Annotated in this window: 16 protein-coding genes, 1 tRNA gene and 2 pseudogenes; 7 read left to right on the top strand and 12 right to left on the bottom strand. The window is 34.2% G+C overall.

Going from position 1 to position 15,883, the window contains the following annotated elements; translation table 11 throughout:
• Nucleotides 1-142: 142 nt before the first annotated feature.
• On the bottom strand, nucleotides 143-301 hold the full coding sequence (locus RTL21_RS11860; RefSeq protein WP_312096097.1) for a hypothetical protein: 159 nt from the start codon (nucleotides 299-301) through the stop codon (nucleotides 143-145).
• Nucleotides 302-615: 314 nt separating this feature from the next.
• On the opposite strand from RTL21_RS11860, the gene RTL21_RS11855 reads away from it, so the two are divergent.
• Entirely contained in the window at nucleotides 616-1,263 is a 648-nt protein-coding gene (locus RTL21_RS11855) for a hypothetical protein (protein WP_312096096.1), read from the top strand.
• Between the two features lie 292 nt (nucleotides 1,264-1,555).
• Here RTL21_RS11855 and RTL21_RS11850 read toward each other — a convergent pair whose 3' ends face one another.
• From RTL21_RS11850 to istA, 5 genes and pseudogenes are all read right to left on the bottom strand, one after another.
• On the bottom strand, nucleotides 1,556-1,804 hold the full coding sequence (locus RTL21_RS11850) for a hypothetical protein (RefSeq protein WP_312096095.1): 249 nt from the start codon (nucleotides 1,802-1,804) through the stop codon (nucleotides 1,556-1,558).
• Nucleotides 1,805-1,989: 185 nt separating this feature from the next.
• A pseudogene (locus RTL21_RS11845) lies at nucleotides 1,990-2,172 on the bottom strand (IS4 family transposase); the annotation flags it as partial.
• 112 nt (nucleotides 2,173-2,284) lie between these two features.
• Nucleotides 2,285-2,485, bottom strand: a complete 201-nt coding sequence (locus tag RTL21_RS11840) for a hypothetical protein (protein ID WP_312096094.1) — start codon at nucleotides 2,483-2,485, stop codon at nucleotides 2,285-2,287.
• Nucleotides 2,482-3,237 carry an IS21-like element helper ATPase IstB gene (gene istB / locus RTL21_RS11835; protein WP_169189225.1) on the bottom strand — a complete coding sequence of 252 codons (756 nt, stop codon included), beginning with the start codon at nucleotides 3,235-3,237 and terminating at the stop codon, nucleotides 2,482-2,484. Before istB ends, RTL21_RS11840 begins: the two co-directional genes overlap by 4 nt.
• Nucleotides 3,234-4,772, bottom strand: a complete 1,539-nt coding sequence (gene istA, locus RTL21_RS11830) for an IS21 family transposase (RefSeq protein ID WP_312096093.1) — start codon at nucleotides 4,770-4,772, stop codon at nucleotides 3,234-3,236. The genes istB and istA overlap by 4 nt, the downstream gene beginning before the upstream one ends.
• Before the next feature lie 178 nt (nucleotides 4,773-4,950).
• On the opposite strand from istA, the pseudogene RTL21_RS11825 reads away from it, so the two are divergent.
• Nucleotides 4,951-5,604 (top strand): annotated as a pseudogene (locus tag RTL21_RS11825) (Rossmann-fold NAD(P)-binding domain-containing protein); the annotation flags it as partial.
• A 335-nt stretch (nucleotides 5,605-5,939) separates the two neighbouring features.
• On the opposite strand, the gene RTL21_RS11820 reads toward RTL21_RS11825, so the two are convergent.
• From RTL21_RS11820 to radC, 4 genes are all read right to left on the bottom strand, one after another.
• Nucleotides 5,940-6,021, bottom strand: a tRNA-Leu gene (locus RTL21_RS11820).
• Between the two features lie 542 nt (nucleotides 6,022-6,563).
• The gene (locus tag RTL21_RS11815) at nucleotides 6,564-7,199 is read right to left on the bottom strand and encodes a hypothetical protein (RefSeq protein ID WP_312096092.1); all 636 of its coding nucleotides are present in this window, start codon (nucleotides 7,197-7,199) and stop codon (nucleotides 6,564-6,566) included.
• 293 nt (nucleotides 7,200-7,492) lie between these two features.
• Nucleotides 7,493-8,395 carry a restriction endonuclease subunit S gene (locus RTL21_RS11810; RefSeq protein WP_312096091.1) on the bottom strand — a complete coding sequence of 301 codons (903 nt, stop codon included), beginning with the start codon at nucleotides 8,393-8,395 and terminating at the stop codon, nucleotides 7,493-7,495.
• Between the two features lie 131 nt (nucleotides 8,396-8,526).
• Nucleotides 8,527-9,138 (bottom strand): RadC family protein, encoded by a 612-nt coding sequence (gene radC, locus RTL21_RS11805; protein ID WP_312096090.1) that lies wholly within the window; start codon nucleotides 9,136-9,138, stop codon nucleotides 8,527-8,529.
• A gap of 459 nt (nucleotides 9,139-9,597) precedes the next feature.
• On the opposite strand from radC, the gene RTL21_RS11800 reads away from it, so the two are divergent.
• The gene (locus RTL21_RS11800) at nucleotides 9,598-9,894 is read left to right on the top strand and encodes a helix-turn-helix domain-containing protein (protein WP_312096089.1); all 297 of its coding nucleotides are present in this window, start codon (nucleotides 9,598-9,600) and stop codon (nucleotides 9,892-9,894) included.
• Between the two features lie 15 nt (nucleotides 9,895-9,909).
• Nucleotides 9,910-10,128: a hypothetical protein gene (locus RTL21_RS11795; RefSeq protein ID WP_312096088.1), complete on the top strand. Its 219-nt coding sequence runs from the start codon at nucleotides 9,910-9,912 to the stop codon at nucleotides 10,126-10,128.
• A gap of 1,743 nt (nucleotides 10,129-11,871) precedes the next feature.
• Here RTL21_RS11795 and RTL21_RS11790 read toward each other — a convergent pair.
• On the bottom strand, nucleotides 11,872-12,786 hold the full coding sequence (locus tag RTL21_RS11790) for a hypothetical protein (RefSeq protein WP_312096087.1): 915 nt from the start codon (nucleotides 12,784-12,786) through the stop codon (nucleotides 11,872-11,874).
• A gap of 96 nt (nucleotides 12,787-12,882) precedes the next feature.
• On the opposite strand from RTL21_RS11790, the gene RTL21_RS11785 reads away from it, so the two are divergent.
• From RTL21_RS11785 to RTL21_RS11775, 3 genes are read left to right on the top strand one after another with little or no spacing between them, the layout of a single operon-like run.
• Nucleotides 12,883-13,452, top strand: a complete 570-nt coding sequence (locus RTL21_RS11785; RefSeq protein ID WP_312096086.1) for a hypothetical protein — start codon at nucleotides 12,883-12,885, stop codon at nucleotides 13,450-13,452.
• A gap of 5 nt (nucleotides 13,453-13,457) precedes the next feature.
• Complete coding sequence (locus RTL21_RS11780; RefSeq protein WP_312096085.1) at nucleotides 13,458-13,940, top strand: ribonuclease H family protein; 483 nt, start codon at nucleotides 13,458-13,460, stop codon at nucleotides 13,938-13,940.
• A gap of 47 nt (nucleotides 13,941-13,987) precedes the next feature.
• Nucleotides 13,988-14,632: a hypothetical protein gene (locus RTL21_RS11775; protein WP_312096084.1), complete on the top strand. Its 645-nt coding sequence runs from the start codon at nucleotides 13,988-13,990 to the stop codon at nucleotides 14,630-14,632.
• A 74-nt stretch (nucleotides 14,633-14,706) separates the two neighbouring features.
• Here RTL21_RS11775 and RTL21_RS11770 read toward each other — a convergent pair whose 3' ends face one another.
• Nucleotides 14,707-15,669 carry a tyrosine-type recombinase/integrase gene (locus RTL21_RS11770; protein ID WP_312096083.1) on the bottom strand — a complete coding sequence of 321 codons (963 nt, stop codon included), beginning with the start codon at nucleotides 15,667-15,669 and terminating at the stop codon, nucleotides 14,707-14,709.
• Nucleotides 15,670-15,883 lie beyond the last annotated feature (214 nt).

The raw sequence follows: 15,883 nt of genomic DNA, 5'->3' as shown, positions 1-15,883 counted from the left end.
TTTGCTTACGGAGACGATATGATTAAAATAATATGGATAATTATTAGCCTTCAAACTTATCCTTCGCTTCTTTTTTTGACTTTTGTAGAACATCTTTTGCTTCATCAGCTGATAACCGAACCTGAAGCTGGCACTATAAGATTTAATAGTTTGCCCCTTGTTGTGCGACAAAGCGAAACGCTATACCTAAAGCTGCTACTCTCCCTACAGCAACGATGAATTCTCTAACTAATATCCCATTAATTTGTTCACCGTTTAAATATGTAATTATTGTAACTTCTATAATTTGGAGTTCGGGCAAACAGGTATTATATCTTTTATTGGATTTACGATATTCATGAAGTGATTTTTCCACCAAGAGTTAATTTCACTTTGTATTAGATACTCCATTAAATATTCAAACCATTCGCGAGAAGTTATTCCGATATAGCTGTTCATTGAACTATCCAAATATTACCTCAATGATTATAAAGAGCTAGGTAAATCATCTACCAAAAATTATTAATATCCAAATAAGAGGGAAATTATTATACCAATTAGTACATATTTTGAAACCAATTAAATATTTCATCCGTATCAATAAATACAATTAACTCGACATTGGAGGAAATAAATTTGATTTGGTTAATTTACGAAGACTATTTCAAGAACAAAGAAAAAGTCACTTCTTTATTAAAAGAACTAAAATGGTACAACTGGGTTATATTTTTAGTTCCACTTTTAATTGCTCTTACACTGTTCTACTTTTCAATTAAAGAAACAAATTGGGGATTCTTAATTATTTATATGCTTTTAGCTTTAATAAGCGGAGGATATATTGGATATGAAATAAAAAAAGTTAAAGAAGCTAACTACGGTACAGAAAGAGAGATTTATAATAGAAAAATTCAACGTCTAAAAGACATTTTAAAAGGATTTGATATAACTGAAAAGGATCAAATAGATATTTTAGTAAACCAAATTTCTGAAAATTTGACCTCTCTTAAATTAAGTGAACAACTTTCTAAATCAGTCTATAAACTAAGTACTATAGTTTTACTCCCAATATCTATGCTATTCCTTAAAGAATTCACATCAAAGGAAGAATATTATGGTGTAGCCATTCTGATAATCACTTTAATACTTACAATAGTTGGTCTATGGTTAATGATAAAAAATATACTTGAACTCGTATTAGATAGCCAATATAAAAATATGCAGGAATTAAAAAACTCATTAGAAGATATAAGTATTAGCTTATTGTCAAATAATATTGAAGAATAAGTAACAAGTAAGTTCTTTACTTATTTTAATAGGTAGTTTATACAAATGATTTCCCCTCTACTCAAGAGGGGAAATCACTTCCTAATCAACCTTCTCTCCACATACATTTACGCCTTCAAATACATTAATGCACTCTGCTAGTTTCTCTAACTCGTTATTCGAATTGTAAATCAATTATATTCTGGTACTATACTAGTTATTTTTGACTAACATAGTTTATTATTGATGGTTTAGTGTAAAATCAGCTTTAATATTCTTTCAAGACAATTTAGATACATCATACTTTAAAACCTTAGTCTCTACCGTTAAATCCCGCTGGTGATGTTTTTGTTAATTTATTTGGAAGCTTCGTTTTCCCCTTATTTTTAAAGTCTGATATGTCAAATTCTGCTAAACTTATAGCCACTTGGTTACCCCCATGTAAACTACTAAAAAGTTTATCATGACCGCTATAAGGTGCTTGAACCATAGATCCCCCATTATATCCACAATTCACCAATACGATTGGCTGAAACATATGATAATTTAAAGCAGCAACCATATTATCAAAAGTAGCTATATCTTTATTATATGCTGATACACTAGTGTCGCATAAATAAGTTCTGAATTTTCAGTTTTAAATTTCCTCAATTTAAAAAAAAAAAATGAAAACACCAAAACTAAGGTAGTAAACATCCATTTTTTTACTATAACCTGTGACTTATCCAACAACGATTGTTACAGCCCTTATGGCACGCACTTTCCTTTGATTTTGCGTAACCAAATGTTTGCGGATTTCCATAAAGCTGCTTTTAAATAGCGGCTAATTTGTAGATAACTTCGATCGCTATTCGTGTTCAACTGGGCCAATACGTTCAAACAGTATACAATCATTGCTATATACACTTGATTGTGTACAGCCTGTTCACTTGAGTATTGCGAATAGATTGAGCCGGCAGTGCGGAGTTTTGAGCCACTATTATTAAAATACAAAGTAATTAAAAAGCCATTAGAACAAGTTTCATTCCAATGGCCGCTTGTATTATCTGAATCCTTTATCTCCTAAGTGCTTATCAATAATCTCAATTGCCCAACGGACCAGTTCATCTTGATCTAAATTCTCTTCCTCATTCCATATGCAGGTAGGTAATAGTCTTTCTTCCACTGCCAGCCTTACTTCATCGGGTAAATACATATGCATAAAATATCTTGCTATACGATTTTCAACTTCTGTGGGAATCATATAGATACCCTCAATCCATGACGTTCTCTCATCGAAACTTCGCCATCAACCAGAATCTTATAGGAGTCGTGAACGATTCGGTCAAGAATCGCATCTGCTATTTGTGCCTGTCCTAGTTTTGAGTGCCATCCTTCTGGAGAAAACTGAGAACAGAAAATAGTTGATGCTTTCTTTAACCTTGATTCAATAATTTCCAACACATGGAGTACATTTTCTTCTGATAGCTCTGTTAATAACCACTCATCTACTATCAGTAAATCGATCTTTTTGTATTTTTGAATCAACTTACGGAAACTTCCATCTGCTTCATATTTTGCTACTGCTAATTCATCAAGTAATTCTGGTAATCGAATATATTTTACTTTGTAATATTGGCGACATGCATGAACACCAAAGGCGTTTGATATCCACGTTTTCCCGTTCCCAGAGGCTCCCATTAAAATAATGTTATGGTGGTTTTGAATATAATTTCCTGTTGCTAACTCTAGTATTTGCTTCTTGTCTAAATGGCGATCTGGATGATATTCGATATCTTCAATGGCTGCTGTCGGCTCACTGAAGGTCGCTTGTTTAATTAATCTTTCTAGTCTATTAGATTTTCTTCTATCATATTCATAATCTACTAAGAGATTGAATCTATCATCAAAATCCATCCCCTTGTAATCTTTATTCTGTCCTTGTTGCTGATATAATTCAGCCATCGCACCCATTTTCATCTCTATTAATTTACGTAAAGTCTCTTGGTTCATCATTTATTATCTCTCCCAAAGTATTTAGCCCCACGGACAAATCCATAATCATCAGAGGTGTTGCTAATAACTGTATTTTGTTTTTGTTTTCTTTTCTTATTTCTTTCCAATACGCTTTTTAAAACAGAAACCGTTGGATTTGATGATATTTCAAGTAATGTTTCTACTGCTTTCTCCATGTCTGTCTTTGTGTGTTTTGTTGATAGATTTCTTAGTACACTAAGAATATTTAATGCCTTTTTCTCCACATTTACTTCTAAGATATAAGAAACAAACTTAGTCATGGATGGTCCAATCGTTTCTGCCCACTTCCGATTATTATCAGGATTATGTTCTAAATATAATCGGTGATTATCAGGCATATGATCTATGTTTGTAGAAAACTGACCAATTTCATCTTTTAATCGTTTATGGGATGCAATACGGACTTCTTTGAAGTAAACTTCAATTAAATCCGTAGTTAGTCGAACGTCGACATTCTCTCGGACATAATCATATGGAACGGAATAATACATTCGTTCAACTTGGTTGTGGTAGTTCAGTTGAACTTTTGCTGTTTTCCATTCCGCAAGTTTATACCGTGTTTGAGGAAGCGGTTGAAGGTAGGATCTCTCTTCTTCCTCAAACACCTTTTTACGCGAACCAGGTCGTTTTTGAAAATCAACGGTGTTGATTTCCTCTAGCCTTTCAAAGATTTGTTGATTTAAATCTCCGATATGAAAACATTGATAGTTTCTTAACGGAGCGATTATTTGCCGAGAAATATATCCAACAGTTCCTTCGACGCTTGCTTTATCTTTTGGACTGCGAATACGGCTCGGAACAATGATAGTATGGTAATAATCTGCAAATTCACGATAGGCTTCATTCAGAATAGGCTCTTCTCGATGTGCTTTCGTAACACCTGTTTTTAAATTATCGGGAACCAGTGTTTCAGGAACTCCCCCAAAATACTCCAATGCATGGATGTGAGCAGTAAGCCAATTAGCTGACTTCATATCTAAAAATGCCTCAACATAGCTGAATTGACTATAAGGCAAGGTCGCAATAAAAACATATGCTGGAATCATTTCTCCTGTTGAACGATCTATCATTTGTAGCGTAGATCCAGCCCAATCTACCTCCATGACTTCACCTGGCTTTCTTCGAATAGGCATTGTTAACTTATACTTCTTCGCATATTTTCCATAGTTTTCACAAAAAGTACGATAGGCATAGGGAATTTTTCCACCATCACGTGCTTCTGTCGCATACTCATGATGCAATAAAGTCAAGGTGACATTCTTTTTTTGTAACTCCTTATGAACCTTTTCCCAATCAACTGGAAAGTATCCTTTCTCCATAGCTTGTTTCTCTGGAAAAAGAAAAGCTTCTAACCATGGATTGGTCATTGTATCGTTCAAACTTTCCACACCGAGTTTCTTGGCACGTTGAACGACATCAGAAACGGTATTCCTTGAATGTCCAGTACTAGAACTAATGGTCCTCTGACTGATTCCTTCAAAATGAAGTTCCAGAATCTTACGACAATTAACCATAATAAAAACCTCCTGTATATTAGTGTCATGCTTGATTGCATGCAACATAATTATACAAGAGGCTTTCGTGATTCTATTTATAATGGCTCTCCATTCCGCAAAGGGTGGCTCTTTTCTCCGCAATGACTGGCTCAAAACTCCGCATAAGTGGCTCATTTCATCTGCAATAATCAATGACAGCTTGAGACACTCTTTGGAAGAAATAAAAAGCAAAGAACAACGGATCGATATTTTGTTTAACAACGCTGGAGGGGGCTTAAGTGAGTTGCGCTATTCAAAACAAGGCCGCGAATTGCATTATGAATTGTTGACGGTCGTTCCTTATATTATTCTGATGGAATTGAAGGAGCTGTTGAAAAACGGCAGCTTAAAAACGGTAATTAACACTTCGTCGCAGGTGTTTAGATTTACGAAAGAATTTACGATCAAAAAATTGGAGTATCCGAAAACCTTCCGCAAAATGTATGGACCATATGCGACTTCAAAGCTGGCTCTTTCGTTGTGGACTCAAGCCATTGCACCGCATCTCGCCAAGGAAGGCATCAAGATCCGCAGCGTTGACCCGGGCATTAACAACACGCTAAGAAAAGGAAAAGATTCCGGACTGACCACAGGGTTTGAACTGTTTATGAAGTTTTTTTCCTCTCCGCCCACTCATGGAGCCACTCTATTATATAAGGGAGCTCTGGGCAAAAACTGCAATGAGACCGGCGTGTTTCTGTTCAAAGATCGGATTACAAACTTGAAATTTACAGAACAAGCGCCGCATGTGCTGGAAAGAATATCTGATATATATAGCCATGAATTTCTTGAGGGAAGTGTTCATAGCTAAATACCAAACAATACAATAATTATAATTCTTTATTATAGGGGATGTCTTGAGTGAATTTGTTGGCGCCAAGTTTATGCAATTCAAGGCATCCTTTCCTTTCTTTGGATATGGTCAGTCATTATATCCGTAATATAAAAGACAAAATAAATATGGAAAGCTTAAATAAGATACAGAGATGTTTTAAGACAATTATTTGAAAGGAAAGGTGTAGAAATAATTGAAGCAGAAAATGTAAAGATACATGCATATGTTATGGTTAAAAAAGAGTAATAAAAAAACCTTCAACATTAACCGTTGAAAGTCTTTAGTATCAAGGATTCTCTTCTTGATTCTGATACCGGTGGTCGGGGTCGAACCGACACTCCAGAAGGAACACGATTTTGAGTCGTGCGCGTCTGCCAATTCCGCCACACCGATATATAGAAAGTGTCTGGATACATTGACACCACTAGCTTTATAAACGATTTATGAGTTCAGCAATACGCACATAAAGTGTTTGTTACGCATAAGCCTACTATTTTAAAAGAATATTGTGCTGCTGGTATTTAATTTACCATAAGATGTTTGTAGGGACAAGGCTTCTATTAGAAATAAAGGAATTAAAAAAATGAATTTACAAGAAGAAATTAAAAAGCACCATACAAGCAAATGCTCAATGATGCCCTGAAAGTAATATACAAAAAAAGGGATTGCACCGACTAACAAAAAACAAATTCTTAAAAACTCTATGTACTAGGCTGAAAACCAATATCGGTTAAAGCACAGTATTTTTTACAATCCCGATTCACTTATAAATACTCCTGCTGTGAATCCAATAATAGTAATGATGATTAATATACCAAGGCCAATAGCACTAATTAGTAGCATACCTTTTAATATATCCCCCATACTTATTCCTCCAATAAACAATTGTTAATCCCATTGTTTTAATATTTATTAATCAATATCAAGAATTTTTATCAGTTTCCGAAAAGGCGAGCGAAAAATCCTTTTTTCTCTTTTTCTCGTGTTGCTGCTATTGGCTCTTTAATTTCTTCGACTTGTTGAGGTATTAGGTCTTCAATACTTTGAGTAAATAAAGTAGCGTATCCATTACTAATGTTATCAATAGCCTCCAGAACCTTTGTGGGCTGATAATTTAAAAATCGTTCCATTAAACGTCTATTATTTGGGTGTAAAAAAGCAAAGAGAAAATCAATTTCCATATCATTTCTTAGTTTTGCGTAAGCATAATTATATTCACCATATTGAATAGATTCAACTAGTGTACTTTTTGTTAATTTTCTTTTATATGTATTAGAGAGGTCTTCCATTTCTCCTTTAATGGCATTCTGGGATTCTATAATAAATGATTCTGCATTAGATGTATCCCAAAAATTTCTTTTTTGGAGGCAACTTTCTAAAACTTTTTTGATTGGATAGCTTGATTCTGTTAAATATGCAACATTTTCACATAAAGAGTTAAAATAATCCCTTTCATTCGAAACCCTTTTTCTTTTTGTAAGTAATGTTTCTTTTATGCTAATTTGTATAGTATTTTTGTCCCATGGTTCTGTAATAGTGTCAAAAATACTTGATATTTCTTTATCTAGCATTAGTATCCCCTCTTCGCTTTAATTATAGTAAAATATAACCAATTAAAATAGTATCATAAACCTATTATACGGACAAGATAGACTTTTCTGACTACTGTGTTTATTTTTGTATAGTACTTCTGCCTCCTAGATGGAACGGCGAATTACCTTTGTAAACAAAGTGCTCACAAACTCAAATAAGCCCTTCAACCATCGCTATTAATACATTCATGGTTAAAAGGGCTGATTATTTATGCTATTCTAGGTGTTAGAAAAGGAAAAATGCGAATAATACAATTAAATAAATCTGGTGACTAAAACATTTTCTTTCTAAGTTTATAGACCACTTTTTTTTCAATTACTTTTATGAATTTTTCCATGAACTCGGTATCTAAATCACCAGTTTCATTTACAGGAAGTTCGATGGAAACATCAGGCGCATCTGAGGCGTAAAAATTCCTTGAATAACTAAACTTTCCTGCAATCGCTTTTTGAATATGGGGCTGAATATACTGTAATACACGTTTGTTATATTTATTTGTTGAGCTACACAAGATTGCTACATGGTCGTCGGCACCATATTGATATCCCCTATAAAAGGTGTTTCCGAACATGTCAATTGTTAAGCTGTTTGCAGGGAAAACCTCCGCTTCAGGATTTCCAATATAACTAGAAAACCCCATTTTTTCAATTCCTGCTGTTATAAAAGGCAGCTTCCCATCTATGCGGTCTAAAGATATAATCCTTTTTCCTCTCTTGATTACATCAAACAAATCATGCAATCGAAATTCTCTCTTTCTGGAATAGTTATTTTTTTGCAAAATTTCATTGTCGTCATCGCTTAAAATCGTATCTTCAATAGAAGAATACCCAAGTGACATTAAATGCTTATCAATGCGTTTCATATCTAGTTCCTCGATGTCCTTCACGTATTGCTCCATGTAATCCCAGTCAAGTTCATTCTCAGACTCATTAACGAATGGAAGTGACACGATTGTATTTTTCAATATATCTTGTGTTGCCTTAGCATTATAATCGAACTTTTTTTCAAAAACATGATAAATACTACTTTTAATGAACAAAGCAGTCCTTAAAGTCATCTTCTCATGCCCAATAGTACTAGTTGCTGCATGGTCTTCTTTAAGATAAAAAGGTTCCGTAACAATATTGATTGAGTGGTTATTAGAAGCAACTAGTAAATAAACATTGCATTCCATATTATTAAGGAATCTAGGTTTAATCGAAATGTATTTAATTATTCCATTGTTGATTAATGATTGTCCGTAAAAAGGGTATTTTGATGAACAACCAAAAAGGGACAAACCTAATAAGGTAGTCCCAATGTTATTTATAAATATCCTTTATCCTTTAAACTAATGTATTTCTCTGCCCCAATGATAATGTGGTCTAGCAATTCTATGCCGACTATTTTACCCACTTCTGCAAGGCGTTTAGTAACCTCAATGTCTTCTCTTGAAGGTGCTGGCTGCCCTGATGGATGATTATGAGCAACAATAGCACTGCCACAACATTTCTTTATTAATGGAAGAAATGTCTCTCTAGGATGCACAATTGAAGCATTCAAGGAACCTTTGAAAATTGTTTGTCTAAACACAATTTCATTTTTAGTGTTTAGTCCTAAACAAACAAATTCTTCCCGTGTTAGATACTGCATATCATTTAGATAATCATAAGCATCTTGCGGGCTTCTTATTGTAAATCTTTCTTCCGCTGTACTTGGATTTAATCTAGCTAGCTTCAATGCAGCAATTATTTGTTGAGCTTTTACCTTGCCAATTCCTTTAATCATTAATAGCTCTTCCTCGGTAACATCCAATAACTCTTGGATTGAAGGAAAACGATTAAAGATTTCACTGACAATGTAGCTGTCATCCTTTTCACGGATAGTAGTAGCCAATAAAAATTTAAAAGTTAATTTATCAAATTGTTTTGTTATCATTATACATTCCTCCAATTAGCTTAAATAAAAAAAGAGACAATCCGTCCCTAACATTGATTGATTTTTATATTTTCTGTATGATGTACTTACTTGGTAATTTGATGAGTTCTTTTGAGGGCTCATCTTTTTTTGTACAGACAAAAAGCCCTCGAATGCATTGTGCACTCTAAGGGCTTCATCTTATTACTTTTTATAACTATCTCCATTATGTGCCGCTTTTAACTCTTCACCTCCTTCAAAGTAGTATTACATAAGTTTTATGCTGCATCACCTCCTTTCATAATTAGTAAACTATTTAAATAAAATATTCTAAAAAGCAGAAGAAAACTATTGCATTCTGTCCCTCAAATGGTTTAGATAGACTTGTTCGATAAGCAGGGAAATTCACTATCTCTCCTAGCCGTTCTTAGTGGACGGCAACTCCTTATAAATAAACCAACCGCAAAGGAATGATGTTATATGAATCTTCAAGATGCAATAGAAGAAATATTAAAAGATGTAGAAGACAACAAACACCCAATTCTTGATGCTGGGTGTCTCCCGATTCACCGACAATTAAAGGTAAAACGAGTCCATGACAACTTTAATCAATCGGAACTAGCAGCAATTATTGGTTGTGGTGTCAGTACCCTATCTGAAATAGAGAACGGACGCCGCCGAATACCTTACAAATACCTAGAGCGTGTAAAACAGTACCTGTATTGTGAAATGTATTGGGATAAAGAATTTATAGGACCTATTAGCCAAGATTGGTAGAAAGGATGATACATAATGACTGATTGGAAAGAAGTAGTATCAAAGTTTGAAAGACAACTAGATAATCCAGACTTAACAAATGGAGAGCGTGAGGCTATAGAACATCGTATAAAATGGATTACATTACTTAACAAGGAGAAACCTCCTGTATCGAAAACGACCTTCTATGATGCTGTACAACACAGATTGGCACATGGGTATTCAATATCACCTGCATCATTACTCCAAGATTAGAGAAAGGTTTTCACTGCCAATTGAGGAGGAAATTCCAGAGGTTGGGGTTTGGGGTAAAACCCCAAGGTCCTAAAATGGGCAAGGTATAGCTCCTTTTTATCCCCTTTTCTCCCGTCCTGTTAAACTAGAAATACTGACGGAATCCAAATAACTGCCTATTGAGTTGTTATCCGTCGGTTTCCTTATTTCAACGGGACGGGCAAGGAAGTCAAGGGCTTGAAGTTTTACGATAGGAAAAGTTTTGCGACGAAGGAGCAACCCTTGAAAGACTTGGGGGTGTGCTTCTCTTTTTGATTCATGTTTTTTGAAGTGTGAACTAGATAAAAGAATAGGTACCACATATGGAGCATGAACAATAACCGAAGGTAGCCGAAGGAACTTTACATTATTAATCAAATTCCCAATAGCTACTGGAAGAATGGTATTCGATGTAGTAACATGTCAATCCATTGAAGAAATCTCTAGTGGTGTATTGGCTCAAGATTTACTAAGGGGTAGCAAATTCGCTAGTCCTTTTTTCATGTCACTCAAGTCACTGGATAGTAACTAAAAGTCTAGCAGCTCAAAAAGGGGGTGGCCATGAAGCTCCATTATTATCATCAATAGCTACATTATTGCTCACAGATATTGAGAGCATTTTTTGTCTGTTATTACGAAATTATTTCTACTATACAAGGAAACTCGACTTCCTCACAATAATCAGCTTTGTATGTATCCACTCTCTGCTTACTGGTATATTGTCTTGAACAACAGTAATTTCCTCCAACATAAAACAATTTGTAATGCTATATTTAGTTGGATTATGACTTTCGAGCTATAAAATATATGCTCCTCAACATGAATGCAGAATACAAGTAATTACTCTACTAATTTATATTTGTTGGAAGTATTAGTTATCTCTTTACGCTTCTTATAAATGGGGACGATTTATCGTCCTTCTTATTTATTTTATAGCTTACACGCATAGAAATCTGCCACCCATGCTTGAATTCTCGGGTTTGGGCGATAGAATAAAGTTTTAGAAGGTACACATATTTATATTTCTAGTGGTGTATTAGTTCAAGATTTACTAGATAAAACTACTGGTGCAATGAAAGGAGCTGGTACTCCCACAAACAAAAGGACTATATAGCTTCGCTACATGGTTAGCAAATAAAACAAAGTAAGGGGGGCGTCACATTAGACGTTCCTTTTTTGATGTCACTTATAACTAAAAATAAAATGGAATGCCTGGCAGCTCAAAAAGGGGTACCATGGAACTCCATAATAATCATTCATAGTTACATAATTGCTCAAAGAAATCTATATCGGACTTCATGGATACCTCAATTATATTAAGTAGTTTCTCTCTAACTATGATAATTGATAGTGGCTATTAAATAACCTACCCATTATGCCACATCTAGAAAGCGGAGTATTAGTACTACTAGACTAAGCTAATTCCAGTAATTAAAAGTAGAGAGTTTCTTGTCTTAGACATACCTTCCCACTAATAATCCATTGGGTCTTTAAGAGTTCTTTATCTTTCTCTAGATACCTTTAAGCAAAAAGTAACATCCATTCAATGCCTGATTAAAATTTCGAACAATTACTTTGGCCCTTAGGAAGTTCCTTAGGTGTAATTATCTATCTTAACAAGCGATACACTGTTTATTTACTCTGTACCATATTAGTTTTATCGAAGTGAAAAGATATCTTCACTTATTAGATAGTTACACATCTAGTTAAATGGTTGCACTTATTTTAAGAAATAAACCTCTTTCTTAAATAGTTAATCCCTCTGGATACTCCTGACTTTACTGTTCCTAGCTTTGTTGCATATTCAACAGCTATTTCATGGTATGTCTTCCCCTCGTAAAAATGTTTATGCATGTATTCGGCATATTGTGCATTAGTTTCACTTACAAGATTAATCAATGTATCATATGATTGTTCTAGAATTCTCCCGCCATATTTATCTGCCAATGTGTGGGTGGTATGAATTTTTTTTATCTTTCCTTGCTTCTTACTATCAAATGATTCTATTTTTACCTTTTCATATCTTTTTTTCTTTTCAATCGCTTTTCTGTTGTACTTAAAGTGCTTTATTTTAGTTAGATACCAATGTCTTAACTTAGAGGGTAATGTCTTTTTTAAATACATGATAAACTTCCAAAAAGAATCATTATCCATTTCCTCTTCTTTTTTCTCTTTGAAGAATGGTTTAATCAATCCAGAAATCATAAAAAAAGTCTCCTGAAAGGCATCTTCAATATACTGAGTAAAATCTCCATCATAAACCCCATTCATATTACGAACAATAGCTTCATATATGCAATATTGGACGGCTATATTACCATAAATCATCTCATAATTTGGTTGTTTTATAATTCTTGTGTAAGATGAATCAAATAAGTAGCTTAGCTGTAATAATTCTTTCTTAGCTAGCTCTTCCGCAGTACTCTGCAAACCATATAGTAATGATACTTTATTAAGACGCTCCTGAACTATATGTCGATGCATCATTAATAGTTTTTCTGTCATCCCATTTTTTAAAATGCCTGAAGTACCCTTTCTTTCAATAATCAAGTTTACTCTCATTAATTGCTTAATAAATCTAGCCATTCCTTTACAAAATGTATCAACAGCTACCATAAATTTTTCATCGTCAGTTTTCATATTTACGCCCCTTAATATAAAGCAGTTTATATTTTAATTATAAAACACTTGCTATTTTTGTCAAATAATATTATCCTACTTATAGAGGTGATAGCAATGTCATTAAATAATGGAAGATTAATTACAAAAGAGGAACTTGAGCTACTTTCTAAAATGAACGCTGCTCAAAGGCTAAAATATATCCGCTTAGAATTAAACAAGCTGTTTCCAAAAGAGTTTTCTAAAAAAAGAGTGGTTGAAAATAGTGGTGTACTATCCTATCAAGGGCTACATTATTTAGAGGAAAAACAACCTGAACCTACAATGAATACTCTTAAAGGTTTAGCAAATTTTTATGGTGTTCCTATCGAAGTATTTTCAGATGAATTTTATGTTAATAATCCTACCGCCTTTTTTCTTGGAAAAAGTATGGTAGAAATCTCGGAAACTACTTTCCATAATCCTGATTACGAACTTACCATTGATATTATGGTACGCCGAGATGGAAAGGAATTAGTAGACTTCCAGCACTTTTCATTACCTGAAACAATACAACTTAAACTCAGCTATCCAGAATTATACGGATTAATAATGCTTATTGGACACCAGACAGAAATTATAAACGACAAACAAGTGATGAGCGAAAATGCACATATCGCACTTCAGAAACTCTCAAAAAAGGAGTAGAGATTATGAAAGAACTAACCATTTATTTAGATGGTGCCTGTTCTGGAAATCCTGGACCAGGAGGATGGGCAGCAATTATTGTTGATAAGGGATTGGGAAAGGAAAGTTCAATTTCTTCCTTTATTAAGGCTAGTACAAATAACAGAATGCATTTGATTGCATGCATCGAAGTATTAAAGAAACTTAAAGAAGAACATAAAATTTCATTATTCTGTTGTTCAAAGTACATTGTTGATTGCTTTGCAAACAATTGGTATGTAAAGTGGATTGAAAATGGTTGGAAAAATGCCAAAGGGAAAAGGATTGAAAATCAAGATTTGTGGATTGAACTGCTTGAACTTATTAAGCCACACAGTATCGACTTTTCATTTATTAGTGTTAACAGTTGCAATCCATATATAGAGGAATGTGATAGATTAGCCAAGCTAGCAATTAAACAAGAATGTGACTTGAATATTGAAGAACACAGCTCGGTTAAACTATTTTAAGAATTATGCCTGAACAAGACAAAAGTATTTAACAGAGGGGAAATCGTATGATTGATTTAATCAAAGGAGTACCACTTTCATCCCATAAAATTATAGATGCATTTTCTTTGGAAACTCCACAGTTCATCGCTAAAAAAGACGATAAAATCGAGTTTGCAGCAAGCTTCCCTAATATGATGTACACGCTATGGGGCTATATTTGCACCTACAGAAGATTTCCAACGCAAAGTGCTTTCGTAAATTACTATCAGCTAGTACATGGAGAAACATTAAAAGGATATGATTACACAGCCATTAGAGCACGTCTGTTACGTGCTTATCCATCATTAGCAAGAGAAATTCACTTCTTTCAATTAGTAAAGGAATCTAATGTATTTAACGATGTTTCCTACTGTTCTTACGACGATGTAGAGGGTGGCATTGACTTTAAAGTGACGATGGGCGGCAATACATACAATGTTTTATGCTATGTAGAGACTCCCCGAGCTTTAATGTTTCGCAAAAAGAAGAATTTCCGTCATAAGAAACCTATTGAAAATTCGATTGATATGCCACTAGACCTCTCTAATGGAAAGAAAATCGGTAAATGGATTGTATATGACAAAGCACAGGTGGACTTACTCCTAAACAAAGTAATTAATTATGCTTGGAATCATTATAAGCAGCACCCATTGGAACTACTATCCAGTTAAAAGTAAATACTGCTTTCCCACAATAAAATAGCCACCTGATGTGTAATAAACACCTCTCAGATGGCTTAAAATATTTATCTTTTTATTATGCTCTCCACAGGAGAATACTTACGGTGCATCTTTTGTAAATCAGAGCCCCATAATGAAACGTAATGTCTACACATTTCCAATGATGAATGACCTAGTAATTGTTGAAGAGAGAATATATCCCCTCCCTGAGTTATATATAACTTGGCACAAGTATGACGGAAGGTGTGCGGGCTTACCCTTTTATTTATCTTTGCACGTTCCCCATACAGCTTTAAACGGTCTTGCAATGTCTTTCTAGCAAGAGGCTTATTATCCTGGGAAATCCATAAATAATCATGGTGCACCTCTCCCCTTATCTTTATATACCGTCTTAGCTGTTCTTTAGTAGTAGCCTGAAACATAACTTCTCTTTCCTTGTTTCCCTTACCTAGTACAAAAATTTTCCCACCATCAATCGAAACATCTGTTATTTTCATATTTATTAATTCGGATAGCCTGACACCAGTATCTAATAAGACAAGCATAATTGTATAATCTCTAAATCCAACAAATTCCTGTTTAATCGGCTGACTAAGAAGCGCCTGAATTTCTTCATCTGTAAAAGGTTTTATTTTTTCTATCTTACCTTTTTGCTTTATCAATCGTTCTGCTGGATTGGATGCAATGAATGACTCATTGTATAAAAAAGAATAAAGCTGCTTCATTGTTCTAATGCGATGATTAATAGTAGTAGGATTATTTTTGAGCTTATCTGTACAATAAATAATCACATCTTTAAGCATTGATTCTGTGGTTTCTATTGGACTAAGTGGATGCTCCAAATCTAATAATGCTCGCTTAATTACTGATATATTTTCTTTGTACCATCTTTTAGTATGAAACGAGAGATTTCTCATAACCATGTCTTTAAAAAATTCTTCTACACAGTAGTCAAAGTCTTCTCCACCTTCTTTTAAAAATAACTCCTTGTTCTCATCTAGCTCAATTTTACTTCTTCTTCTTGCCATGCTGATTCACTCCCTAAATAAGATAATTGAATGCAGCACAATATTTTTACGCACACGATTCCAGCACACGTCATAAACAAAAAAAAGACTGCGTGCTCAGTATTAACTGAACTCACAATCTCTTTTAAAAGCTAGTATTTCCAACGTTTTTGATACCGATGGTCGGGGTCGAACCGACACTCCAGAAGGAACACGATTTTGAGTCGTGCGCGTC

Source organism: Niallia sp., assembly GCF_031978665.1.
In the GTDB taxonomy this organism is placed as follows: domain Bacteria; phylum Bacillota; class Bacilli; order Bacillales; family Cytobacillaceae; genus Niallia.
Note: the sequence above shows the minus strand (reverse complement) of the source record. Positions and strands in the feature narration are given on the sequence as shown.